The organism is Cellulomonas avistercoris (genome assembly GCF_014836445.1).
GTDB classification, from domain to species: Bacteria; Actinomycetota; Actinomycetes; order Actinomycetales; family Cellulomonadaceae; genus Cellulomonas; species Cellulomonas avistercoris.
In genome coordinates, this window is record NZ_JACSQV010000007.1 from 97,663 (window position 1) to 121,745 (window position 24,083).

Below are 24,083 nucleotides of genomic sequence, written 5' to 3' on the forward strand. Positions count from 1 at the left end.
GGGGGGGGCGGGGGGGGGGGGCGGCGGCGGGCAGCGCACGGCGCCCGCCGCGGGACCGTCAGCCGGTGACGAGCTGCAGACCGTAGGCCTGCAGGATCTCGTTGACCGGCTGGAAGTAGGTCGTGCCGCCGTAGCGGCAGTTGCCCGAGCCGCCGGACGTCACGCCCTGCGCCTGCGTGCCGGCGACCAGCGAGCCGCCCGAGTCCCCGGGCTCGGCGCACACGCTGGTGCGGATGAGGCCCGAGACGCTGCCCTGCGAGTACCGGACGGTCGAGTTGTAGGCCTGCACGGTGCCGCACCGCCACCCCGTCGTGCTGCCCGAGCGGCACACGTACGCCCCGACCGCGGCCTGCTGCGAGCCGGTCACGCGCACCGTGCCGCCCGCGTAGTTGTTCACCAGGCCGCGCGGGGTGTTGCCCGCCGCGACCTGGACCCACGCGTAGTCGTTGCCGGGGAACGAGGAGCCGCGGAACGTGCCCGTCGGCGACGACGTCGACGCCCCGACCGCACCGCAGTGGCCCGCGGTCACGAAGCCGCCCTGGACGGCGAACCCGACCGAGCAGCGCGTGCGCCCGTTGATGTAGTACGCGTTGCCGCCGATCACGTCGACGAAGGTCTGCGGCGCCTCACCGGTCGTGAGCGTGACGGCGTCGGCGGGCAGCCCGGCGGCCCGGGCGAGGTCGCCCGCGGCCGCGGTGCCGCCCACCGCCTCGACGACCAGCTTGTTGGAGGGCACGTCCACGTACCAGGTGGCGACGTCCGCGGGCAGCCCCGCCGCGTCGAGGCGGGCGCCCAGGGACTCGAGCTGGGTGAGCGTGCGCTCCGCGTGGACCGTCGTCACCCCCGCCGCCATGGGCCCGCGCACCTTGGCTGGCGCGGTGGTCGCGACGTGCACGGTGCCCGCGGCCGGGTCCACCCACGCGCCCGCGTACGTCGACCCGAGGGCCTGCGTCAGCGTGCGGACCCGCGCGGCCGCGTCCTTCTGGAACGTCAGGCGCTGGGCGACCTCGGCGCGCGGGACGCCCAGGTCGCGCTCGAGCGCCTCGACCATCCCGGCCGGTACGTCGGCGTCGGGTGTCGCCGCGGAGGCGCCGCCGGTGGCGAACGGTGCCAGCAGCAGCGTCAGCGCGGTGGCGCCGAGCACGGCCGCACGCCGGCGGAGGGTGACGGAGGGAGTCATGGTGGGGCCTCTCGTTCGGTGGGACCGTGATGTCACGATAGGCGCCGACTCCAGTCAGAATCTAGGGGCCGCGTCAGTCACACCGCGGGCCTCACCCTCCGGTCCAGGTCCGGCGACGAGCGCGCGCGGCGGGCACGGGCCGCCGCGAGCTCGTCGCGTCGCGCGTCGCGCGCGGCCGCGCCCAGGCGGGCGCGCACGTCGGTGGGGGTGTCGTCGTGCGTCGCGAGCCACGTCGACCACGTCAGCGGCGTCCCGCGCAGCGTCAGCGCGCGCAGCCCGGCCGGGAGGTCGCCGTACGGCTCGGTCAGCGCCACCGCGACGCCGGCGCGGACGAGCTCCAGGCCTGCCGCACGATCGCACTCGCTCGGCGTGGGCGGCGCGAACCCCGCCCGGGCGCACGCCCGCAGGAAGCACTCGGCGAAGCAGCTGCCACCCGCGGCCGTGACCCAGTGCTCGGCCGCGAGCTGCGCGAGGGGGACGTCACCCGTGGTCGGGTGGTCCTCGCCCACGACGACGCGCACGGCGTCCGTCCCGACCAGGCGCCACGCGATGCCGGGGCGTGCGGGAGGCAGGGCGTCGCCGCACATGCCCGCCAGCACCGCGTCGTGGGCGCCGGCCGCGAGCTCGGCCACGGCGCGGACCGGGTCGGGGGTGCTGCGCAGCGTCGGGGGAGGGGCGCCGCCCGAGGACAGCCGGTGCACCAGCGGTGCCGTGAGGGCCGACCCGGCGGTCGCGAGCCGCAGCGTGGTGGCCGTGTCGTCGCAGGCGACCCGTCGTGCGTCCTGCAGCAGGGCGTCCATGGCGGGCAGCAGCGTGCGCGCGCGGTCGAGCACGAGGGCGCCCAGGGGCGTCGGCCGCACGCCGCGGTGGTCGCGGACGAACGTGGGCCCGCCGAGAGCCCGGTCGATGCGGGACAGCTGTGCGCTCAGGGCGGGTTGTGCGACGCCGAGGACGGCCGCGGCCTTGGTGATGCTGCCGAGCGAGGCGACGGTCGTCAGGGTGCGCAGATGCCGGACCTCCAGCTCCATGCCGCCGAGGGTACGGGCGACCGGACCCTCTTGTCACTGTGGCATAGCACGCACCAACAGCATGCTATGACTGGCGCACGTCCGGGTAGCGTGACGAGGCATGGTGAGGGTCGGGGTGGTGCTGCTCCCGCAGGAGCGGTGGGCGAGCGCGCGCACGCGGTGGCGGCGCGCCGAGGAGCTGGGCTTCGACCACGCGTGGACGTACGACCACCTCGCGTGGCGCGAGCTCGCGGACGAGCCGTGGTTCGCCACCGTCCCGCTGCTGGCCGCCGCCGCGGCCGTCACCGAGCGCATCGGGCTCGGCACGTGGGTCGCGTCGCCCAACTTCCGGCACCCGGTGCCGTTCGCCAAGGACGTCATGGGCCTCGACGACGTGGCCGGCGGCCGGTTCGTGCTCGGCGTCGGGGCCGGGGGAGAGGGCTGGGACGCCGGTGTCATGGGTCCCGCGCCGAGCCGCGGCGAGCGCACGCTGCGGTTCGCCGAGTTCCTCGGGCTCCTCGACAGGCTGCTGACGCAGCAGGTCACGGACCACGACGGCGAGTTCTACCAGGCCCACGCCGCGCGCATGGTGCCCGGGACGATCGCCCGGCCACGCCCGCCGTTCGTCGTCGCCGCCAACGGCCCGCGCGCCATGGCGCTCGCCGCGCGGTACGGCCAGGGCTGGGCGACCTACGGGCCCGGCACCGGTGTCGGCGACGGCGTCGACGCGGACGCCGCGCAGGAAGCCTGGTGGCAGGGGCTGGCGGGCATGGTCGGCACGTTCGACGAGGTCGCCGAGGGCAGGCCGATCGGGCGGTGGCTGAGCCTCGACGGCGCGCCCCGGTTCTCGCTGACGTCCGCCGCGCTCGCGGTCGAGGGTGTCGAGCGCGCCGCCGCGATGGGGTTCGGTGACGTCGTCCTGCACTGGCCGCGGGAGTCGGGCGTGTACGCGGGCGACGAGCGCGAGCTCGAGCGGTTCGCCGCCGAGCTGCCGCGCCTGCAGGCGCTGGAGCCGGCCGCGCGCTGACACCGGCGCCGCGTCAGGACGCCGGGCCGGCGCCCCCGCACACGACGCCGACGCACTGCGGCTCGTTGCCGTTGCCGCGCGCGGTGTTGCCGCCCAGGTCGACGGCGCCGGGGGCGTGGATGCCCCAGCGCTCGTTGTTCACCGCGGTGTTGCCCTCCAGCGCGCTGCCCGCGGGGACCGACAGGATCCCGTCGCCGTTGCGGCGCAGCTCGTTGTCCGCCAGCCGTGCGTTGCCCGAGCCGCCGACGGCGACGAACCCGACCTCGTTGCGCACGAACCGGTTGGCGGTGAGGGTCGCGTACGACCCGTCGAGACGCACGGCCGTGCCGTTGTCCCGCAGCGTGCTGCCGGTGACGTCGAGGCTCGCCGCCACCCCGCAGTCGACGCCCACCCCGTTGCGCGCGAACGTGGAGTCCTCCACGTCGCCGGTGCCGGAGTCGCACGCCAGGGCCGTGGCGTTGTCCCGCAGTGTGCTCGCGTGCACGTGCAGCTCGGAGGCCGTGCGCAGGCCGGTGCCGTTGCGGGCGACCACCGAGTCCGACAGCCACAGCCACGTCCCGGTGACCACCTGCGCCCCGGTCCCGTTGTCGGTGAGGTGCGACGAGCGCACCCACGTCCGCCCGGCCGCGCCGGTCCGGATCCCGACGACGTTGCGGACCAGCCGCGAGGACGTGACGTGGACCTCGGGCCCCACCTCGGCGGGACCGAGCAGCTCGACGCCGACGTCGTTGCCCCGCAGCGTCAGGCCCTCGAGCGCGGCGACGCCCTGGGGGCCCGGCCCCTGATCGTCGCGTCCGACGGTGACGCCGGCCGCCCACCCGGTGACGACGCCGTCGCGGAGCGTCGCGTCACCGATGCCCGGGACCGCGACGCCGGTCGCGCCCCCGTCCCCGACGAGGCGGTGGCCGCCGAGGTCGAGCGAGGCGCCGTCCGCGAGCGTCAGCCCGACGGCGCTGCCGCGGCAGACGAGGTCCGCGGTCAGCACGACGTCGCCCGTGACGACGTCGCCGCACGCGACCGTGACCGGCGCCGCCGTGGTCACGGTGGCCGGTGCCACCACGATCACGACCGCGCCCGCCGCTGCGGCGAGCGCTCGCGTGGTGCGCATCGATGCCCCTCGGCGGGCCGGGGCGCTGCCGCGGCCGTTCATGACGCGGGGCCGGGGCCGCCGCACACGACGCCCACGCACTGCGGCTCGTTGCCGTTGCCGCGCGCGGTGTTGCCGCCCAGGTCGACGGCGCCGGGGGCGTGGATGCCCCAGCGCTCGTTGCGCACGGCCGTGTTGCCCTGCAGGGTGCTCTCGCCGACGACCGACAGGATCCCGTCGCCGTTGCGGCGGAACTCATTGTCGACGAGAGACGCCGTGAAGTCCGGCGGTCCGTCGTCGCTCCGGCCCTCGAAGCCCACGTCGTTGCGGACGAACGTGTTGCCGGTCAGCGTCCCGAGGGCCGACACGAGGCGGACGGCGGTGCCGTTGTCGCTGAACGTGTTCTCGACCAGCTCGTTCGGGACCGACGGGACCCAGAAGCTGTCGAGCCCGACGTCGTTGCGCGTGACCGTGTTGCGGTGCATCGTGGCCGTCCCGTACCAGGTGGCGCTGACGGCCGTGCCGTTGTCCCGCAGGGTGCTGTCCGCGACGTCGCAGGCCGCCTCGTCGCACGCCAGCCCGGTCCGGTTGTGGGCGATCACCGAGTCCACGACCGTGACGATGCCCGACGAGAACGACGCGGCGACGTCGTTGTCGACGAGGCGCGACGACGTCAGCGTGACGGGCCTGGACGCGAGGCCCGAGACGCCCGCGCGGTTGTCGACGAACCGCGTGGCCGTGACCTCGATCTCCGGCGTCACACCGCCGAGCCCGATCGACGACAGCCCGACGTCGTTGCCCCGGAAGGTCAGGTCGTCGAGCGTCGCGACGCCCGGGCCGGCCGTCATGTCGTCGCCCGGCGCGACGGCGGCGCCCTGCGCCCACGCCGTGACGACGCCGTTGCGGATCGTCACCGTCCCCTGGCCGGGGATCGTGACCCCCGTCCCCGTCCCCCCACCGACGATCCGGTGCCCGCCCAGGTCGAGCGAGGCGCCGTCGAGGAGCGTGAGCCCGACGGCGCTGCCGCGGCAGACGAGGTCCGCGGTGAGCACGACCGCCCCCGCCACGACGTCGCCGCACCGCACCGCGGGTGCGGGGGCGGCGACGGCCGGCACGGCGAGCACGACGGACCCCGCCACGAGGGCGGAGCAGAGCATGGGTGAGCGGACGCGCACGAGGTCCCCCTGACGACCGGGCGCTGCCTGGTGGAGCGCCGACCGGTCGAGTCTGTGCCCGATATGCCCGGCTCGACCAGGCCGGTGCACCGGGTGCGGGGCGGCCGGGGCCGAAGGGGCAGCGCCGCCGCCCCTCGGGGCATCAGGAGGCGCGGCGGTGGGCGTCCCAGGCGCTGGCGACCATCTGCTCGGGGGAGTGGCGCATCGCCCAGCCGAGGTCGCGCGCGGCGGCCTCGTCCGACGCGACGATGCGGGCCGGGTCGCCCGGCCGACGCGGTCCCCGCTCCGGCGTGAAGTCGATCCCGGTGACCCGGGCGATCGTCGTCATGATCTGGGCCACCGACAGGCCGTCGCCCGAGCCGAGGTTGTAGACGCGGTCCAGCGGCCGGTCGTCGGCCAGGGCGCGGGCAGCCGCGACGTGGGCCAGCGCGAGGTCGGCGACGTGCACGTAGTCGCGCACGCACGTGCCGTCCGGCGTCGGGTAGTCGGTGCCGTTGACGCGCGGCGTGCGGCCCGACGCCAGCGCGTCGAGGACCAGCGGGAACAGGTTGTGCGGGCTCGCGTCGTACAGGTCGTCGGCCCCGGACCCCACGACGTTGAAGTACCGCAGCGACGTGTGGCGCAGGCCCGTCGCGACGCCCTGGTCCCGCAGGAGCCACTCGGCGACCAGCTTCGACTCGCCGTAGGGCGACTCCGGCGCCGTCGGGGTCGCCTCGGTCACGACGTCGACGTCCGGGCTGCCGTACACGGCCGCCGACGAGGAGAGCACGACCCGGTCGACGCCCGCGTCCGCCATCGCCGCGAGGAGGTGGGCGGTGCCCGTGACGTTCTGCTCGTAGGTGTGCAGCGGGCGCTGCACCGAGACGCCCGCGTACTTGTAGCCCGCGAGGTGCACGACGCCCGTCACGCCGTGCGCGACGAGCGCGTCCCGCACGGCGTCGGTGTCGACGACCGACGCCCGGACGAAGGGGACGTCGTCGGGCACGAACGCGGCGTGCCCGCTCGACAGGTCGTCCAGGACCACGGGGCGCAGCCGCTCGTCGCCCGTGCGTGCTGCGTCCACGAGTGCGCGCACCACGTGCGCGCCGATGTAGCCGGCGCCGCCGGTCACCAGCCAGGTCATGCGCGTCAGCATAATGAGGGGTCTGGGCGGACCCGGACGGATGCGGACGAACCCCACCGCCAGGTGGCCGCGCCGGTCGGGATCGGCGGTTCCGGTGGCTCGAACTCGAATACTCAGTACGCTGAGCATTCTTCGACGGCTCGGGGGGCGATGTGAGTCAGACCAGCGAGCGCCGGCAGCCCGGCGCGACCCGCAGCAGCCCCGCGCCCGCGCCCGCCGCCACCGCGACGACCTCGGCCGCGCCCGCGGCCGGTGCCGCCCTCGCGCACGGCGTCGAGCACGTGACCGACGCCGCCGGGCGGATCCTGCGCGACCTCGTGGTCGAGCAGCGCCGCCGCGCCGTCGCGTTCGACCCCGCGTGCGCCGAGCTGTGGCAGGACCTCGACGCGGTCACCGGGGGCAAGCTGCTGCGCCCGCGCCTCGTCGCTGCCGCCTACCTCGGCCTCGGTGGCACGGACCTCGTCGCCGCGGCCCACGTGGCCGCCGCCCACGAGCTGCTGCACACCGCGATGGTCGTGCACGACGACGTCCTGGACCACGACGAGGTCCGGCGCGGCCACCCCAACGTCGCGGGGCGGACCCGTGCCCGCCTCACGGCCGACGGCGTCCCGCGGGTCGTCGTCGACCACCAGGTCGGCGCGGCCGCGCTGCTCGCCGGCGACGCGGCGCTCGCGCAGGCCTTCGGCCTGCTCGCGACCGGCGCGGTCCCGCCGGCCCAGCTGGGCGAGCTGGTGCGGCTGCTCGCCGACGGGGTCGCGACGACCGTCAGCGGCGAGCTGCTCGACGTCCGGGGCGCGCTCGCGGTGCCGTCGGACGTCGACGCCGTCCTGGTCGCCGAGCTCAAGACGGCCGTCTACTCGTTCCGGGTGCCGCTGGAGTCGGGCGCCGTGCTGGCGGGCGCCCCCGGCGTCGCGCGGGCCGTGCTCGCGGGCGTCGGCACGGCGCTGGGCGTCGCCTACCAGCTCGTGGACGACGAGCTGGGCACCATCGGCGACCCCGCGCTCACCGGCAAGTCCGTGCTGTCGGACCTGCGCGAGGGCAAGCGCACCGAGCTGCTGCGGGTCGCGTGGCAGCGCGCCGACCCCCGGCAGGCCGCGCTGCTCGACACGCACGTCGGGCGGGCGGACCTCGACGACACCGGCGCGAACGCGGTCGTCGACGTCCTGCACGACACCGGCGCGGTCGAGGACGTGCGCGCTCTGGCGCGCCGCAGCGCGGACATCGCGCGTACGCTCGCCACCAACCTGCCGGAGCCGCTGGCGACGTACCTGGCAGGCGTCGTCGACGACCTCGCCGGGCGCGCGCGCTGAGGCTCCGTACCACCGGCACGACCGAGATGAGGACGCACGACATGCGCACGGCCACCACCGGTCAGGTCCTGTACGACGCGACCGCGATGCGGGCCAGCGCGCTGGTCCTGCGGGCGTACTCCACGTCGTTCGGCCTCGGCACGCGTCTGCTCGGTGCCCGCACGCGGGGCGACATCCACGCCGTGTACGCGCTCGTGCGCCTCGCCGACGAGGTCGTCGACACCTACCGGGGCCCCGACGCGGGCGACGAGCTGGACGAGCTCGAGGAGCAGGTGGCACGCGCGCTGCGCACCGGGTACTCGACCAACGTCGTCGTGCACGCGTTCGCCCGCACGGCGCGGCGCATCGGCATCGGCCACGGCGAGATCGACCCGTTCTTCGCCTCCATGCGGGCGGACCTGACCGTCCGCACGCACGACCGCGAGAGCTACGAGCGGTACGTCTACGGGTCCGCCGAGGTCGTCGGGGTGATGTGCCTGCGCGCGTTCCTCGACGCCGAGCGCCGGCCCGGCGACCCGCGCGTGGTGCCCGCGCCCGCGGCCGTCGACGGCGCGCGGGCGCTCGGCGCGGCCTTCCAGAAGATCAACTTCCTGCGGGACCTGGCCGCCGACAGCGGCGACCTGGGGCGCGCGTACCTGCCGGGCGTCGACCCCGAGCACCTCACGCGCGACGACGTGCGGGCCGTGCTCGAGGAGATCGGCGGGGACCTGGACCGCGCGCGTGCCGCGCTCCCGCTGCTGCCGACGCGCGCGCGGTGCGCCGTCGCCGCGACCGCGGGGCTCTACGACCGCCTGCTGCGCGACCTCGCCGCGACACCCGTCGCGACCCTGCGGGTCCGTCGCGTCCGCGTCCCGGGGCCGGTCAAGGCCGCGGTCGTCCTGCGCGCCGTGGCCGGCGTGCTGGCGGACGAGACGCGGGACCGGGTCCGCGCGACACCGCTGCTCGGCTCGCGGGCGGTGGCCCGGTGAGCGCGCCCGTGCGGGTCGTCGTCATCGGCGGCGGCGTCGGCGGCCTGACGACCGCCGCGCTGCTCGCCCGCGGCGGCGCCCAGGTGACCCTGCTGGAGCGGCACGACCAGCTCGGCGGCCGGACGGGCACGTGGGAGTCCGAGGGCTTCCGGTTCGACACCGGCCCGTCGTGGTGGTTCATGCCCGAGGTCGTCGAGCACACGTTCGCGCTGCTCGGGCGACGCGTGTCCGACCACGTCGACCTGCAGCGCCTGGACCCCGCGTACCGGCTCTTCCCCGAGCCGGGGTCCGGCGTCGAGCCGTTCGACGTGGTCGCCGACCCGCTCGCCAACGCCGCGACGTTCGACGCGCTGGAGCCCGGCGCGGGCGCCGCGATCCGCCGGTACGTCGCCGACGCGGGCGAGGCGTACCGCACGGCGCTGGACCACTTCCTCTACACGACCTTCGAGCGTCCCGACCGGGCGCTGTCCCTCGACGTGCTGCGCCGCTCGGGGACCCTGGCCCGGCTGCTGACGCAGACGCTCGCCGACCGCATCGCCGGGACCGTGCAGCACCCCGTGCTGCGGCAGGTCCTCGGGTACCACGCGGTGTTCCTCGGGTCGTCGCCGTACCGCGTGCCCGCGCTGTACTCGCTCATGAGCCACCTCGACCTCGGCGAGGGCGTGTTCTACCCGCGCGGCGGCATGTACACGCTCGTCGAGGCGCTGACCAAGGCCGCGGTCGAGGAGGGCGTCACCGTGCGCACGGGCGCCGACGTCGTCGAGATCGAGGTCGACGACGTGCCGCGCAGCGCGCGCCACCCCCGGCGTCGCGGCGTCGCCCGCGGCGTCAGGCTCGCCGACGGCACGCTCGTCCCGGCGGACGTCGTGGTGTCGGGCGCCGACCGGCACCACACCGAGACGGCCCTGCTCGCCCCCTCCCACGCGGACCTGCCCGCGGACGTCTGGGAGCGGCGCGGCCCGGGCATCTCGGCGCTGCTCGTCATGGCGGGGGTGCGCGGCGAGCTGCCCGAGCTGCGTCACCACTCGCTGTTCTTCACGCAGGACTGGCCGGGCAACTTCGAGGCCATCCTGGGTGCCGGACGCGCGACACCTGCCTCCGGGCTGCGCGTGCCGGACGTCGCGTCGCTGTACGTCTCGCGCACCACGGCGAGCGACCCGACCGCCGCACCCCCGGGGCACGAGAACCTGTTCGTGCTCGTCCCGTACCCCGCCGACCCGGCGCTCGGCAGCCGCGCGGGCGAGCTCGACGCCCACGCCGACCGCTACCTGGACCAGGTGGGCGCGTGGGCGGGCGTGCCGGACCTGCGCTCGCGGGTCGTCGTGCGGCGCGTCGTGGGCCCCTCCGACTTCGCGCGGGACCTGTCCGCGTGGCGCGGCACCGCGCTCGGCATGGAGCACACCCTGCGCCAGTCGGCGATGTTCCGGCCGGGCGTCGCCTCGCACAAGGTGCCGAACCTGCTGCACGTGGGCGGCGGCACCGTCCCCGGCGTCGGCCTGCCGATGGTCCTCATCGGCGCCGAGCTGGTCGCCAAGCGCCTGCTGGGGGAGACGTCGTCCCGCCCCCTGCCGGCGCCGCTGCGGCCCGGGTACCTCGGGTCGGCGCTGCCGCGCGGCCTGTGGTCCGACGTCACGGCGGGGCGTGCATGACGGGGCTGATGTACCTCGGCGCGCTCCTGCTGTCCCTGGGTGGCCTGGCCGTGCTCGACCGGCGGTTCCGGCTCGCGTTCTGGCACGACGCGCGACGTGCGGCCTGGACCGTCGGCCTGGGCGTCGTGGGCTTCCTGCTGTGGGACGTCGCGGGGCTCGTGCTCGGGATCTTCGCGCGCGGCGACTCGCCGCACATGACCGGCCTGCTGCTGGCGCCCGAGCTGCCGGTCGAGGAGGCGTTCTTCCTCGCGCTGCTCACCTACGTGGGCCTGCTGGCGTGGCGCTGGTTCGACGTGTCGGCGGCCCGGCGCGCCGCAGGCAGGGCGGCGCAGGGGCCGGACGGGGGCGCGTCGTGACGAACATCGTGCTCAACGTGATCGTGCTGCTGGCGCTCACCGTGGTGTCCCTGCCGGTGCTGCGGCGCCTGCGGGGGTGGCCGCTGCTCTGGGCGGCGCTGCACCTGTGCATCCTGACGGCGGTGTTCGACACCCTGATGATCGACGTCGGCCTGTACGTGTTCGACCCCGCCAAGATCCTCGGCGTCCACGTCCTGGGCGCGCCGCTCGAGGACTTCGCGTACGCGATCGCCGCCGCCGTGTTCGTGCCCGTGCTGTGGACCGTGCTGGGGCGCTCGCACCGCACCTCGTCGCGCCCGGACGGCCGGCCGGCGCCGGCCGCGGCCGGGGCGCCCGACTGATGCGCGAGGTGCTCGCGGCGTCACGCCCGTTCTCCTGGGTCAACACCGCCTACCCGTTCGCCGCCGGCTGGCTCATGGCCACCGACGGCCGCGTCGACGTGCGGCTCGTCGTCGGGACGCTGTTCTTCCTCGTCCCGTACAACCTGCTGATGTACGGGATCAACGACGTGTTCGACTACGCCTCCGACCTCGCCAACCCGCGCAAGGGCGGCATCGAGGGGGGCCTGGTCGACCCGTCGCGGGCGCGCGCGGTGCACCGCCGCATCCTGGTCGCGTGCGTCGTGGTGACCGTGCCGTTCGTGGTGTGGCTGCTGGCGCTCGGGTCGCCGCTCGCGGGCGTCGTGCTGCTGCTCGTCGTCGCCGACGTCGTCGCGTACTCCGCGCCGCGCCTGCGGTTCAAGGAGCGACCGGTCCTCGACTCGTTCTCCTCGGCCGTGCACTTCGTCGGGCCGCTGCTCTACGCGCTCGTCCTGGCGGGCGCCGACCTCGCCGCGCGCACGACGTGGCCCGTGCTGGTCGCCTTCCTGCTGTGGGGCATGGCGTCGCACGCGTTCGGCGCGGTGCAGGACGTGCGCGCCGACCGCGCGGGCGGACTCGCGTCGATCGCGACGGTGCTCGGTGCACGGCCCACGGTCCTCGCGGCGACCGCGGCCTACGTCGCCGCCGCCGCGGTGCTGCTCGCGCTGCCGTGGCCCGGCGTGCTCGCTGCGCTGCTGCCGCTGCCGTACGCGGTGAGCACGTGGCGGTTCCGCCACGTCACCGACGACGACTGCGAGCGCGCGAACGCCGGGTGGCGCACGTTCCTGTGGCTCAACCTGCTGACGGGGTTCCTCGTGACCATGCTGCTGATCGCGGTCGCCCTGACCTGACGGCACCGGCCGTGCGCGGGCCGGTCGCGCTCAGCCCGAGCCGAGCCGGCCGTGGGCCAGCAGGACCACCTCGCCCACGGCCACCCGCAGGTCCGTCGGCGGGTCCTGCGGCAGGTGCGCGTCGACGACGACGACCCGGGCCGACGTGGCACCCCGCACGTCCGCGACGTCCTGCGTCTGCAGCGTCGCGGCGTCGGTGAGCTCGAGCGTGGTGCAGCGGCCCGACGGCAGCCACGTGACGTCGACCAGGGCCGGGACCGCCTGGCGTGCCCGGTCCGGTGCGGACTCCGGCAGCCCGACGACCAGGCCCACACGGTCCACGTCCGTCGGTGCCGGCAGCGTCAGCACCAGCGCGGGTGCGCCGCCGGGACGCTGGCACGGCGGCCCGGCGTCGGCGGGCGGCGTCCACGGCGCGGACCAGGCGCGGCCCGTCGCGCCGTCGACCGCGTTGGGGGCCCCGAAGACCGGGTCCGCCGGTGCGGCCGGGTCGGCAGGCGGCGGATCGGTCGTGGCCGTGACGCCCACGACGCGCGTGTACCCGCGGGGGTCGACCTGCTGCACCGCTGCGAACGCCCGGTCGCGCACGTCGGAGGCCTGCGGGAGCACCACGACACCCGCCAGACCGACGGCCGCCAGCGCGGCCGTCGCGCGCGTCACGTGCACCTGTGCCGCACGCCCCCGGTCGAACACGACGCGCGTGCCGTGGTTCGCGGTGCGCATGCGGCGCCGGAAGGACGCGCCCGCCCCGGCGGCCCGGCGGTACCACGGCACGGGCTCGGGGGCGTCGTCCACGACCAGCGTGCTGGGCGGGGCGAGCGTGGCGCCGCACCGGCAGAAGCGTCGCGACGCGGGCAGCGCGCGCCCGCACGACGGGCACCGCACCGCGTCCTCGAACACCGGCACCGAGCCCGTCGCCGCACCGGGCCGCGCCGGTCCCGTGGACGGACCGGCGCCGCCCGTCGGCTCGTCCTGCGCCGCGGTCGGCTGCAGCGCCTCGAAGCTCGACGTGCGGGCGGGCGCCTCGGCGTCCGGCCCCGCCGGGCGCTGCGGCTCGATCCGGGAGGGGCCCGCCGCGACGCGGACGCCGATCGTGCGCGGGGGCGCGCTGCGTGCGCCGGGACGCGCCGTGCGCGGTGCGGACGGGCCCAGCGACACCTGCACGGGCGCGGGGCCGCCCGACGCGTCGCCGCGCGCGGGGGCCGGGGGAGCGGCGGGTGCGGCGGCGGCCGTGGGCGCCGGCGGCGTCCACGTGGACCGGCCCGCACCGTCCGACGGGGTCGCCGAGGCGGCCGGCGGCGCCGGTGCGCGTGGCCGGTCGGGCGGGGGCGTGTCAGGACGCGGCGCACGCCGCGACCCGGAGGCCGGCACCTGGACGGCGCGGGGTGCGCCCGCGACGTCCCGGGGCACGGCGATCGGTGCGGGAGGCGCGACCGGCCGCCGCGCGGCCGGGGTGGCAGCGGCCGGCGCGGCCGGGGCGGCGGCGTCGGGCTCGGCCGGTGCGGCGGGCGGTGGTGGCGGTGAGGCGTCGGGCGCGGTCGCGCGCGGGGCGTCCGTGGCGCGGGCCTCCGGTCGTCGGGCCCAGCCGAGGTACGCCCGGCACGTGCCGCACAGCAGCGCGTCGTCCGCGTTGTCGTGGCCGCAGCGCGGGCAGGCGGTGCTCACGGCGCACCGGGCCGGTCGGTGCGACCGGCGATCTCGAGGTCGAGGGCGAACGGGTCGGTGCCGAGCCCGGGGCCGAGGTCGAGCTCACCGGGGTCGGGCAGGCCCACGAGGGCGTCCACGGCGTCCCGCGGGACCCCGTCCGGCCCGATCAGCAGGACCCGCAGCTCGATGTCGTCGCGCGTGCCGTCCACGGTGGGCAGCACGCCCACGACCTCGCCCGCGGCGACGTCCTCGTCGTCGCGCACCCACGTGGTGTCGGGCGGGCCCGTGAGGATCACCGTCGTGCCGTCGTCGCCCGCGAGCTCGAGCCCGCCGGCGGCCAGCGTCACCGGGGCGCGGTGCACGTGACCCGCGGTGACCGCGTGGACGGTGCTGCCGGGTGCGGCCCGGACGACGGCCACCACCGGCTCGGCGGGGTCGGGACGCGGCAGCACACCGCCCGCGACGGGCTGGAACCAGCGCCCGAACGTCACGACGTCGCCGTCCTGCGGCGACCCGCGGCCGGCGGGACGTGGCGACGGCGCCGGGGTGGGGGCGGGAGGAACGGGTGCGGCGGCGACCGGGGAGGGCGGCGGGGCGGCGGGGACGGGCTCCGGCGGGCGGGTGAGATCCGCAGGCGGTGGCGGTGCCGGGTCGACCGGTTGCACCGGTACCGGCGCAGCGACGCGGCGGGGCCGCGCGGAGGGTGGTGCCGGGCGGAACTGCACGTCGGCGGGCGCGAGGAGGTCCGACAGGTCGTCCTGCGACCCGTCCTGCGTGTCCGGCCCCCCGCCCGGGTGCTGCACGACCGCGTCCCCCTGCCCGACCCCCGCCGAGAATCGTCCTTTTCGTACGGTTCGTCCGGCGCTACGGTCAGCGTACGTGACACCCGCGCGGGGGCCGAGGGTGAAGCACGGGGGAGACGCATGCGAGCGGCGCAGGACGTGCCCGCGAGCACCGGACCGGTTCCGGTGCTCCGTGCCCGCGTCGCGCGCCCGGACCCCACCGGCCTGCGGCGTGCGCGGCTGCTCGCACCGCTCGTCGGTCCGGCGGCCCCGCACCTCGTCGCCGTCGTCGCCGGGCCCGGGTGCGGCAAGACGACGCTGCTCGCGCACGTCGCCGACACGTCCGGGCTGCCCGTCGCGTGGGTGACGCTCGACCCCGCGCTCGACGACCCGCAGGCGCTGGTCCGGCACCTGCGCGCCGCGTGCGCGACGCTGCCGTGGCGCAGCCGGCCCGAGCCGTGGCACACGGTCGACGACGCCCTCGCCGCGCTCGGTGACGGTCTGTCGGGCCCGGCGCTGCTCGTCCTCGACGACGTGCACGCCACCGAGCGGCGCCGTGCCGCGCAGGTCGTCGACCTGCTGGTCCGGCACCAGCCGGCAGGGCTGCGCGTGGCACTGGGGAGCCGGTCCATGCCCGCGGGCGTGCCCAGCCGGGAGCTCGCCGGCACGGCGCGCGTCCTGGACGGGGAGGCCCTGCGGTTCCGCACGTGGGAGGTCGACGAGCTGTTCCGGGCCCACCACGCGGCGCCGCTGCGCGCGGCCGAGGTCGCCGAGCTCACGCAGCGCACCCGCGGCTGGGCCGCCGGGCTCGAGCTGTTCCACCTCGCCACGCGCGACCGTCCTGCGAGCAGCCGCAGCCGCCTGCTCGAGCGCGCGGGCCGCGGGCCCGCCGTCGCCGACTACCTCGCGGGCCACGTGCTGGACCGGCTGCCCGCGTCGGTGCGCGAGTTCCTGGTGCGCACGTCCGTCCTGGGTCGCCTGTCCGCGGACCGGTGCGACGCGCTGCTCGGCACCGACTCCGGCGCCCGGCTCCTCGCGGCGGCCCACCGGCACGGGCTGCTGACGGCGGTCGACGAGGCCGACGGGACGCAGTACGAGTGCCACGACGTCGTCCGGGGGTACCTGCTCGACACGCTCGGCGACCGCGGGGGCGGCGCGGTGGCGCGCGAGCTGCACCGGCGTGCCGCTGCCCTCGCGCTGAGCGCCGGGGAGTACGACGACGCCCTGCGCTCGTCGTGCCGCGCGCAGGACTGGGACGCCGCCCGCCGCGTCCTGACGATCGGCGGGGACGACCTCGCGGGCCGTCCCGGCACCTGGCTCGACCTGCTGCCGGGCGCGATCCGGGACTCCGACCCGTGGGTCGCCCTCGCGCTGGCACGCCGTCACCTGGTCGAGGGCGCGCTCGACACGGCGCTCGCGGCGTACGCCGTCGCCGAGGACCGGGCCGTCACCGGGCCGGGTCGCGCGCTCGTGGCCCGCGAGCGGCGCATGGTGCACACGTGGGTGGAGCCCCCGATGGGCGCGTCGTCGGACTGGGTCGCGCTGGTCCGCCGCGCGCTCGCGCGCCCACGGGAGTGCCTCACCGCCGACGCGGGCCAGGACGTGGGGCACGCGCTCGCGGCCGCCGTCGCCGGGCTCGTCGGGGGCGACGTGCGCATCGCGGCCCGCAGGTTCTCCGCCGTGCAGGCGCGCGCCGCGGCCGAGCCGGTCGTCGAGGCGGTCGCGCTGCTGGGCGAGGCCGCGTGCCTCACGCTCGTGCACGACCGCGGCGCGCGCGACGCGCGAGAGCGGGCGCACACCGCCGCCAAGCTCGTCGGGGCGCCCGCGCTCGAGCGGCTGGCCGACGGGCTGGAGCTGGCCAGCCGTCCCGCGACGGGGGCCGACGGGCTGCGCCACCTGCGCGAGTGCTGCCTCGGCGTCGGCGACGTGTGGGGTGCCGCGCTGCTCGGTCTGCTCGACGCGCTGGCGTCGACCACCGTCGCGGGCCACCGTCTGCAGACAGCCGCCACGGCACGGCGCGCGGCGGCCGAGCTCGAGGCGCTCGGAGCGACCGCGCTCGCGGTCTGGGCGCGCGCGGTCGCGGCCGTCGCGCAGGTGCGTGACCACCCGGCCGCGCCCCTGGACGACCTCGAGGTCGACGCCGCCCGGTGCGGGCCGGTGCCCCACGGGCTCACGCTCGTCGCGCTCGGGGCACCGGCCGAGCGGTGGGCGCGGCTCTCGCGGGCCGCCGGCGTCCCGGCGTGGATGCGTCTGGTCGCGCGGCGGGCCGCCGTCGCCGCCGCTGCGGGCGGAGGCGCCCGGGAGCTGGCCGCCGCGCGCCCGGTGGGCACGGGCCTCGCCGCCGGGGACCTCGCGGCGACGGGCCCGGTCGGGGCGGCCGTCGAGCCTGCCGTGCTCGACGTGCGCTGCCTGGGCGCGTTCCGGCTGGCCGTCGGCGGGTCGGTCGTGCCGACGTCGAGCCTGCGACCGCAGCACGCGGCGCTGCTGCGCACGCTCGCGCTGTCCGCGCCCGCACCCGTGCACCGCGACCGCCTGGTCGAGTGGTTCTGGCCGGGCCGCCTGCCCGAGCGCGGTCAGCACTCGCTGCAGGTCGCCGTGAGCGACGTGCGCCGGGCTCTCGACGCCGCGAGCCCCGGCGCGGGGGCGGTGCTGCGGCGCGTCGAGCAGGAGTACGCGCTGGGCGTCGACGGCCGGACGGTGCACGACGTGCGCGGGCTCGAGCGCGCGCTGCGCACGGCGGACCTCGCGCTCGCCGCCGGCGACGAGGCGACGGCGCTGGTGGCGCTGCACGAGGCCGTCGAGGCGGGCGGTGCGGAGCTGCTGCCGCAGGACGGCACGGCCGAGTGGGTGGTGGCGCCGCGCGAGCTCGTGCGCGCCGGTGTGGTGCGTGCGTGCGGGGCGCTCGCCGACCTGCTCGCGGCGCGCGGTGACGCGGCCGGTGCCGTGGCCGCCGTGCGTCGCGGCCTCGCGCTCGACCGGTTCCAGGACCACCTGTGGCGGCGCCTCGTCAGCGGCCTGGTCGCCGACGGGCGCCCCGCGGCCGCCGCGGCGGCCCGCCGCGAGTACGCCACCGTGCTGAGCGAGCTCGGCGTCGCACCCGTGCCGTCCGTCCGCGCGGTCGCCCGTGCGGCGCCCACGCTCACGACCCCCTGACGGGTCGCGCGGCCGCTCGGCGCGGGTCATCCGAGCAGGTGGACCGTCGTCGGGACGTGGACCGGGCGCACGTCGTCCACCACGCTGCGGACCAGGTCCAGGACGTCGTCGGGGTCGGGCTCGTCGGGCAGCAGGCGGACCCCGACGTCCAGGTGCAGCCGCGCGGACCCCGGCATGGGGCCGTGCGGGCGGCGGCTCCAGGCGGTGCCGCCGCTGTCGCGGACCTCGGGCTCGCACCCGGTGCAGGCGCGCACCGCCGCCGCGACCCCCCGCAGCGTGCCGCGGGCGACGGCCGACGTCACGAGGTCCGGCAGGTGCGCGCGCAGCAGCGCCGCCGGCCGGCGCGCCGCCACCGCGGGCGCGAGCCACGACGCGACCCAGCGCACCAGGTCGTCGGGCGCGTACCGGGGGTCGACGTACGCGGGCAGGTGGTCGAGCACGGTGGCGAAGGGCGCGAAGCCGTCGTCGAACGCGCGCACGAACGCGACGGTCCCCGGGGAGGCGACGAACGCCTCCGGCAGCCCGTCGACCAGCGACACCGCGACGGGTGCGGGCCGCACGTCGACCCCCCGCTGCGGGATCACGACGACCCGCTCGTGGCCGTGACCGTGTGCTCGACGCTCAGGACCACGTGCGTCACGTCGAGGTCGATGCGGTCCTGCGGGGTCGACACCGAGCGGTCCAGCGGGTTGGCGCGCAGCAGCACGACGTCCTCGACGTAGTCGACGCCGGGCACGCGTGCGAGCACCGCGTGCGCCTCGCCGGGCTGCACGGGCCGGCCCAGCGGCCAGCCGGTGCCGTCCGGGCCTCCGGTCAGGGGGCTGAAGTAGCGGAACAGCGCGTCGACGCCCGCGTGCTCGACCGTGCGCGGGTCGGCGCCCGGCCGCACCCGCACGCGCGCGTCGACCCGGACGCCCACGTACGACGGCGGCTCGACCGCCACGCGGAACCCGACGACGCGGGCCGCGTCGACGGCGGCCAGCACCCGGTCGCGCGCGTCGTCGGGCAGCTGCAGGTCCTTGAGGTCGAGGAACGGGTCGCCCGTCGCCGCGGCCGGCACGACCAGCACGCGCAGGCCCGGGGCGTCGGGGCCCTCCGCGACGGGCACGCAGTGCACGCGCGCGAGCTCCGGTGCGGCGTGCCGCACGAGGTGCACGTAGTCCTCGGCCGTCACCGCGCGGCCGCGCGTGCGCAGCTCGAGCGGTCCGCGCTCGCGGGCCTCCGCGACCGTCTCGCCGTCGACGCCCCCCGACGCCGCCCGCCGGTTCCACACGGCGGCGACGTACGGCACCGACGTGCGCAGCACCGCGAGCGTGCGCGCGGCGACGTTGCCCGCCGCCCCGCCGCCCGTCCGGTACGTGAGGCGCAGCGGCGCGCCCAGCGGCGGGACGGCGCCGTAGCCGCGCACCGACCCGTCGGCCGAGCGGACCTGCGGGCCGAACCGCAGCTCACCGGTCGTGCGGTCGAGCGTGCAGACCAGGTCCTCGGGGCCGGCCGACGCTGCGTCGTCCACGACGCGCCACGCCTCCCAGGTCGTCGCCTCGTCCGCGCGCGCGGCGGCCCGCCCGACCTCGAGCACGACGGGCCGGTCCGGCTCGTCGAGGACGGGCGGGCGGCTGACCGTCAGGACCTGCCCGGCCGTGCCGTCGGACGTGCCGAGCGGCTCGTCGACCACGGGCTCGGCGTGGACCGCCTCGACGTCGCCGCCGACGGTCGCCGCGCTGAGCGACACCACGACGGGCGACGAGCGGTAGGCGCGCGCCGCGCGCACGACGCGGCACCGCAGCCACGCGGCGTCGACGTCGCCGACCGTCGAGCGCTCGTGCCCGTCCGGCACGTGCAGCTCGACCGCGCCCGGCACGTTGAGGCCCAGGGTGTCGTCGCGCTCGACCGCGCACACCTGCCAGCCGTCCGGGGTCCACGCCTCCCACACCAGGGGCGGGCGGTGCGGGTCGATGCCGTGCCCGCCGACCCGGCAGACCACCTGCACGAGCAGCACGCACGACGGCGCGGGGGCGTCGAGACCCACGTACAGCGCGTCCCCGATGACGGGCGGCTCGCCGAACGCGGTGAACCCGTCGCCGACGCCCAGGCCCGCGGTGCGGTCGACCGTGCGCCCGTCGGCGGCGATCGTCAGGACCGTCCGTGACGACGCCGGCGGCACGACCAGGGGCGCGACCGTCGTGAACGCGACGGGCGGCCGGTCCGCCGCGCGCCGCGTCGAGACCACGGTCCCGGCGGGCACGACGACCTCCTCGTCGTGGTGCGACGACAGCCGGAACGTCACCTCGGCGCGTGCCGCACGCGGCGGGAAGAGCTGCACGCCCAGCAGGTCCAGGAACGTGAGGTGCATGCGGTCGGGGACGCGGTTGACGCGGTAGAGCAGCAGCTCGGTCATCCACGCGAACGTCTCGATGAGGGTCACGCCCGGGTCGGACACGTTGTGGTCCGTCCAGGCCGGGCAGCGGCGCTGCACGTGGCGCTTCGCCTCGTCGACGAGGTCCTGGAACGTGCGGTCGTCCAGGCGCGGGGTGGGCAGGGTCATGACGACCTCCGGGCGAGCGCGGGGACGGGCGGGGCGGCGACGTCGGGCCCGGCGGGCAGCGGCTCGTCGGCCTCCTCGTGGCGCCCGATGACGTAGAACGGGAAGACGAGGTTGCGGCGGTCGTTGGTCGAGCGGACCCGGTAGGCGACGTCGATCCACAGCGTCGCGGCGTCGTCGGGGTCGATCGTCACGACGACCTCGCCCACCTCGACGCGCGGCTCCCAGCGCGCCAGGGCCGTGCGCACCTCGGTCGCGATCCGCCCGGCGGTCGTCGCGTCGCCGGACTCGAAGACGAACTGCGCGAGCCGTGCGCCGAACTCGGGCCGCATGGGCCGCTCACCGGGCGTCGTGGACAGGATCAGGTACATCGCCTGCTCGAGCAGCGTGCTGCCGCCGGTCAGCGCGAACGCACCCGTGGCGTCGGTCTCGACCGGCCAGTGCCAGCCCGTGCCGACGAACGCGTGGCCGGTCATCGTCCCCCCTCGTGCCTCACGGCGCGACGAGCACGGTCGTGCCCGTCCCCGCCACCTGCGCCGACGGCGCCAGGCACCCCGTGACGGGGCACCCGCCGTACGCGGCCGGCCTGCCGTCGAACGTCACGGTCGAGCTGCCCGTGACGACCCGCGCGTCCTGCGTCGTCGGGACGAGCTTCGGGTCCGACGGGTGCAGGCCGACGTGCGGCGGCGTGTTGTACCCGCTGCTGCCCTGCACCGCCGCGGGCTTGCCGCCGATCGTCACGGTCGTGGCCAGGCCCTGCAGCAGCGGGGCCTGCAGGGGCATCGGTGGGCCCGGCGACGGCGCGCCGGTCGGCGTGGGGACCTGGTGCCCCGCGCACACGCCCACGACCTTGTCGCCCATGACGACCGCCGGTGCCCCCATCGCGCCCCTCCTCCCGCTGTCGACGCCGCCGCTCAGTTGAGCGCGATCGTCGCTCCCTTGACGGTGACCTTGCCGCTGCTCTCGAGCGTCAGCCCGGACCTGCCCGTGATGCTCGCGGACCCCTGCGCGGAGACCTTGAGGTCGCCCTTCGCGTCGACCTGGACGGCGCCCTGCGCGTCGACCTTCACGTCGCCCTCGCACGTCACCGACAGGGCCTTGCTCGCCACGTCGAGCGTCACCACCACGGTGTCCCCGGCCGTGCGGACGACGACCTTGCCGGCGCCGTCGGTGTCGTCGAGCACCACCTCGTGGCCCGTGCGGCTGCGCCACACCCGCAGGTCGACCGCACCCGAGGAGGCGACCGGCTTGTCCCGGGGAGGCGAGTCGACGCCGTTGTACAGACCGCCGAGGACGAACGCCGAGCGGTGGTCGCCGTGCTCGAAGCCCACGAGCACCTCGTCGTCGACCTCCGGCATGACCTGCAGGCCGCGGTCCTTGCCGGCGCCGACATGCACCACGCGCGCCCAGTCGGACTCGAAGTCGCCGTCCAGCCACGGGTAGCGAAGGCGCACCCGGCCCCGGCCGGCGGGGTCGTCGACGTTGGTGACCACGCCGATGACCAGGCCGGGCGCCCGCTGCGGCGCCGTCGGCGCGGCGCCGCGCACCAGGCCCAGCACCGACCGGTCGTGCGACCCCGACGCCGTGAAGTGCGTGCGGTACCCCTCGCCCTCCCACACGTGCCGCGCGCGCGTGAGCGTGACCTTGCCGTCGAAGCGCCCGCCCGTCTCGCCCAGGCTCACGGGCGTCCCGGCGACGAGCAGCGGGTCGCCCGCCGCGACGCCCTCGGCGTGCACGCACGCACCGCCCAGGTGGTCCGCCCACGCGCGGGCCAGCGCGTCGCACTCCGCCTGCTGCGACACCGGCACGTCGACCCCGACGGCGCGCGGGCGGCCGAAGCGGTCGGCGACCGACGCGGGCGTGTCCCGCATCTCGGCGCTGGACGTGGTGGCCGACGTCGTGGCGACCAGCTCGCGCTTCGCCGTCGGGTCCCAGCCCCGCACCTCGACCTCCGCGACCTGCTGCGCACCCGTGACCCGCACCGACAGCCGCTCCAGGTTGGCGCCCGGCACGAGCTGGCGGCGCCCGCGCGACTCGTGGTCGCCGGGGCGCGGCGCGTCCCCGGCGCGCGGCGGCCGGACGAACGACAGCGACGTGCCCGTCACCACGAGCACCCGGCCCGCCTCGCGCGCGCGCCGCTCGAGCAGGGCGACGTGCGTCTCGTTGACCTGTGCCACGTGCGCGTGCACGACGTCCGTGGCGTCGACCGCGCCCACGTCGAGGCCCACCTGCCGTGCGATCGTCGTGGCCAGGTCGGCGTCCGTGACGTCCTGGTAGGACGCGGTGTGCACGCCCGAGTACAGCGTGTACGAGCGGTCGTAGGCGGTGACCGTCGTCCAGCCGCCGCGCTCGTCGAAGTCGTAGCCGATCGCGTGCACCAGGCCGTCGAAGAGCGTGACCGCGGCCGCCGCTCCCGGTGGTCCGGCGGTCACCGTCAGGCGTGCGCCCAGGTCGAGCGCGGTGTCGGCGAGGACGTCGCGCGCCGGGTCGTCCAGCACGAGCCGGCACGCGTCGGGACCGGCGACGTCGGTGTCGACGACCGTCGAGCGCAGCGCCGTCAGCAGCCGGCCCGCGAGCTCGACGTCCTCGACCCGCACGACCGGGCGGGCGCCCGTCGCGCTGCCTGCGTCCGGGGGCCCCGACGCGGTCGTCCCGCCCGTGCGGGTCGCGGTGGCGGTCATCGCGCGTCCCCGTGCCAGGCCGGTGCGCCGGGCCCGCCGGTGCGCAGACCGAGCGCACCGCGCTCGGGGGCGTCGGGCAGGAGCAGCTCACGGCCCACGCGCAGCCGCGTCGGGTCGTCGATGCCGTTGAGCTCGGCCACGGCACGCCAGGCGCCCGCGTCGCCGAGGCGCGACCACGCGACGGACGCGAGCGTCTCGCCGCGGCGCAGCACGTGCCGGCGCCGGGAGCGCTCGGCGCCGGACGTCGGGTTGGTCCCCTGGGGCTCGGTCTTCGCGGAGACGAGCGTCAGGTCCGCCACCGCCCGCAGGGGACGCCCCTCGCGGTCGAAGCGCTCGACGGTGACCTTGAGCTGCGACACGTTGCCCGTGAGCGTCTGCTCGCCGTTGACCGCCAGGTGGCCCCACGTGAACGTGACCTTGGGAGGGCCGTCGCCGGGCTTCGTGACGTCCGGCACCGACGTCCACGCCACGAGCAGGTCGATCTCGGGCTGCACGCTCGGTGGCTCGCGGCGGCCGGCGGCGTCGAGGAACACCTGCAGCGTCAGGCTCGTGGGTCCGGCACCCGTGAACTGCACGGGCGGGTCGTTCGCCTGCCGGGGCTGCCGGTTGTACTGCACCTGGCGGCTGAACGCGATCGTCGTCGGGTTGAAGTGGAAGGTCAGCTTGCGCGACGGGTCGGCCTCCTCCGCGAGGACCGCGACCGCCCGGCCGGTGCTCACGACGCCACCGGCTCGGCGAAGGTCTCGGTCCAGCCCTCGTGGGCGAACTCGAAGACCTCGAGCGCGACCTTGCCGCCCTCCGAGGCGAAGCTCGGGCCCTTGTAGCTGACGGGCCACACGTTGCGGAACTCCCACGTGACCACGCGCTGACGCTGGGAGTCCATGCCGACGACGCTCGCGGTCGCGTCCGCCGGCGACTTCCCCTGCGCGACGTCGTCGAACCACTGCACGAGCGCCGACGTCCGCCACCCGACGGGCCGCGTCAGCTTGACCGTGGCGTAGGTGAGCCGCCCGGGCAGCTTGTGCACGAACCCGTTCTCGCCGCCCTCGGCGTAGGTGCGCACCTCGTACTGCGCGGACAGCCCGTCGAGCGCCGTGAAGGCGCCCACGTCGACGCCGTCGATCGTCACGTCGAAGTGCATCGTCGAGACGGGGTCACCGTCCGTGCGCTTCATGTCTGCTCCTCGTCG

At 77.0% G+C, this 24,083-nt stretch carries 22 protein-coding genes; 8 read left to right on the top strand and 14 right to left on the bottom strand.

The features are described 5' to 3' along the window. Window positions 1-58 precede the first annotated feature (58 nt). Both H9657_RS09715 and H9657_RS09720 read right to left on the bottom strand, forming a co-directional pair. Window positions 59-1,180, bottom strand: a complete 1,122-nt coding sequence (locus H9657_RS09715; RefSeq protein ID WP_191782812.1) for a S1 family peptidase — start codon at window positions 1,178-1,180, stop codon at window positions 59-61. 77 nt (window positions 1,181-1,257) lie between these two features. After that, window positions 1,258-2,208 carry a LysR family transcriptional regulator gene (locus H9657_RS09720; protein WP_191782814.1) on the bottom strand — a complete coding sequence of 317 codons (951 nt, stop codon included), beginning with the start codon at window positions 2,206-2,208 and terminating at the stop codon, window positions 1,258-1,260. A 100-nt stretch (window positions 2,209-2,308) separates the two neighbouring features. Between H9657_RS09720 and H9657_RS09725 the strand changes: the two genes are divergently transcribed. Further along, window positions 2,309-3,214, top strand: coding sequence for an LLM class flavin-dependent oxidoreductase (locus H9657_RS09725; protein ID WP_191782815.1), 906 nt, complete (start codon window positions 2,309-2,311; stop codon window positions 3,212-3,214). 13 nt (window positions 3,215-3,227) lie between these two features. On the opposite strand, the gene H9657_RS09730 is transcribed toward H9657_RS09725, so the two are convergent. The 3 genes from H9657_RS09730 to galE form a co-directional block, all read right to left on the bottom strand. Next, complete coding sequence (locus H9657_RS09730) at window positions 3,228-4,322, bottom strand: NosD domain-containing protein (RefSeq protein ID WP_191782817.1); 1,095 nt, start codon at window positions 4,320-4,322, stop codon at window positions 3,228-3,230. A gap of 38 nt (window positions 4,323-4,360) precedes the next feature. After that, window positions 4,361-5,458 (bottom strand): right-handed parallel beta-helix repeat-containing protein, encoded by a 1,098-nt coding sequence (locus tag H9657_RS09735; protein WP_191782819.1) that lies wholly within the window; start codon window positions 5,456-5,458, stop codon window positions 4,361-4,363. 160 nt (window positions 5,459-5,618) lie between these two features. Beyond that, window positions 5,619-6,599: a UDP-glucose 4-epimerase GalE gene (gene galE / locus H9657_RS09740; RefSeq protein WP_191782821.1), complete on the bottom strand. Its 981-nt coding sequence runs from the start codon at window positions 6,597-6,599 to the stop codon at window positions 5,619-5,621. A gap of 152 nt (window positions 6,600-6,751) precedes the next feature. Between galE and H9657_RS09745 the strand changes: the two genes are divergently transcribed. From H9657_RS09745 to H9657_RS09770, 6 genes are read left to right on the top strand one after another with little or no spacing between them, the layout of a single operon-like run. Next, entirely contained in the window at window positions 6,752-7,909 is a 1,158-nt protein-coding gene (locus tag H9657_RS09745) for a polyprenyl synthetase family protein (protein WP_191782823.1), read from the top strand. 41 nt (window positions 7,910-7,950) lie between these two features. After that, window positions 7,951-8,877 carry a phytoene/squalene synthase family protein gene (locus H9657_RS09750; protein ID WP_191782825.1) on the top strand — a complete coding sequence of 309 codons (927 nt, stop codon included), beginning with the start codon at window positions 7,951-7,953 and terminating at the stop codon, window positions 8,875-8,877. Continuing rightward, on the top strand, window positions 8,874-10,526 hold the full coding sequence (gene crtI / locus H9657_RS09755) for a phytoene desaturase family protein (protein ID WP_191782827.1): 1,653 nt from the start codon (window positions 8,874-8,876) through the stop codon (window positions 10,524-10,526). Before H9657_RS09750 ends, crtI begins: the two co-directional genes overlap by 4 nt. Further along, window positions 10,523-10,882, top strand: coding sequence for a lycopene cyclase domain-containing protein (locus H9657_RS09760; RefSeq protein ID WP_191782829.1), 360 nt, complete (start codon window positions 10,523-10,525; stop codon window positions 10,880-10,882). Before crtI ends, H9657_RS09760 begins: the two co-directional genes overlap by 4 nt. Then, window positions 10,879-11,223, top strand: coding sequence for a lycopene cyclase domain-containing protein (locus tag H9657_RS09765; protein WP_191782831.1), 345 nt, complete (start codon window positions 10,879-10,881; stop codon window positions 11,221-11,223). The genes H9657_RS09760 and H9657_RS09765 overlap by 4 nt, the downstream gene beginning before the upstream one ends. After that, the gene (locus H9657_RS09770; protein ID WP_191782833.1) at window positions 11,223-12,092 is read left to right on the top strand and encodes a prenyltransferase; all 870 of its coding nucleotides are present in this window, start codon (window positions 11,223-11,225) and stop codon (window positions 12,090-12,092) included. The genes H9657_RS09765 and H9657_RS09770 overlap by 1 nt, the downstream gene beginning before the upstream one ends. A gap of 30 nt (window positions 12,093-12,122) precedes the next feature. Here H9657_RS09770 and H9657_RS09775 read toward each other — a convergent pair whose 3' ends face one another. Further along, window positions 12,123-13,754, bottom strand: coding sequence for a zinc ribbon domain-containing protein (locus tag H9657_RS09775; protein WP_191782835.1), 1,632 nt, complete (start codon window positions 13,752-13,754; stop codon window positions 12,123-12,125). Next, window positions 13,751-14,227 (bottom strand): hypothetical protein, encoded by a 477-nt coding sequence (locus H9657_RS09780; RefSeq protein WP_191782837.1) that lies wholly within the window; start codon window positions 14,225-14,227, stop codon window positions 13,751-13,753. Before H9657_RS09780 ends, H9657_RS09775 begins: the two co-directional genes overlap by 4 nt. Window positions 14,228-14,659: 432 nt before the next feature. Between H9657_RS09780 and H9657_RS09785 the strand changes: the two genes are divergently transcribed. After that, the gene (locus tag H9657_RS09785) at window positions 14,660-17,671 is read left to right on the top strand and encodes a BTAD domain-containing putative transcriptional regulator (RefSeq protein ID WP_191782839.1); all 3,012 of its coding nucleotides are present in this window, start codon (window positions 14,660-14,662) and stop codon (window positions 17,669-17,671) included. 26 nt (window positions 17,672-17,697) lie between these two features. On the opposite strand, the gene H9657_RS09790 is transcribed toward H9657_RS09785, so the two are convergent. Genes H9657_RS09790 through H9657_RS09820 form a run of 7 tightly spaced genes read right to left on the bottom strand, consistent with a single transcriptional unit; the run spans window position 17,698 to window position 24,068 of the window. Beyond that, complete coding sequence (locus H9657_RS09790) at window positions 17,698-18,255, bottom strand: phage tail protein (RefSeq protein WP_191782841.1); 558 nt, start codon at window positions 18,253-18,255, stop codon at window positions 17,698-17,700. Continuing rightward, window positions 18,252-20,216: a putative baseplate assembly protein gene (locus H9657_RS09795; protein ID WP_191782843.1), complete on the bottom strand. Its 1,965-nt coding sequence runs from the start codon at window positions 20,214-20,216 to the stop codon at window positions 18,252-18,254. The genes H9657_RS09790 and H9657_RS09795 overlap by 4 nt, the downstream gene beginning before the upstream one ends. Further along, entirely contained in the window at window positions 20,213-20,689 is a 477-nt protein-coding gene (locus H9657_RS09800; RefSeq protein WP_191782845.1) for a GPW/gp25 family protein, read from the bottom strand. The genes H9657_RS09795 and H9657_RS09800 overlap by 4 nt, the downstream gene beginning before the upstream one ends. A 16-nt stretch (window positions 20,690-20,705) precedes the next feature. Further along, window positions 20,706-21,095, bottom strand: a complete 390-nt coding sequence (locus tag H9657_RS09805; RefSeq protein ID WP_191782847.1) for a PAAR domain-containing protein — start codon at window positions 21,093-21,095, stop codon at window positions 20,706-20,708. 32 nt (window positions 21,096-21,127) lie between these two features. After that, a complete protein-coding gene (locus H9657_RS09810; RefSeq protein WP_191782849.1) occupies window positions 21,128-22,894 on the bottom strand; it encodes a VgrG-related protein in 1,767 nt (588 codons plus the stop codon). Next, window positions 22,891-23,613, bottom strand: coding sequence for a CIS tube protein (locus tag H9657_RS09815; protein WP_191782851.1), 723 nt, complete (start codon window positions 23,611-23,613; stop codon window positions 22,891-22,893). Before H9657_RS09815 ends, H9657_RS09810 begins: the two co-directional genes overlap by 4 nt. Further along, a complete protein-coding gene (locus tag H9657_RS09820; protein ID WP_191782853.1) occupies window positions 23,610-24,068 on the bottom strand; it encodes a phage tail protein in 459 nt (152 codons plus the stop codon). Before H9657_RS09820 ends, H9657_RS09815 begins: the two co-directional genes overlap by 4 nt. Between the last annotated feature and the right edge of the window lie 15 nt (window positions 24,069-24,083).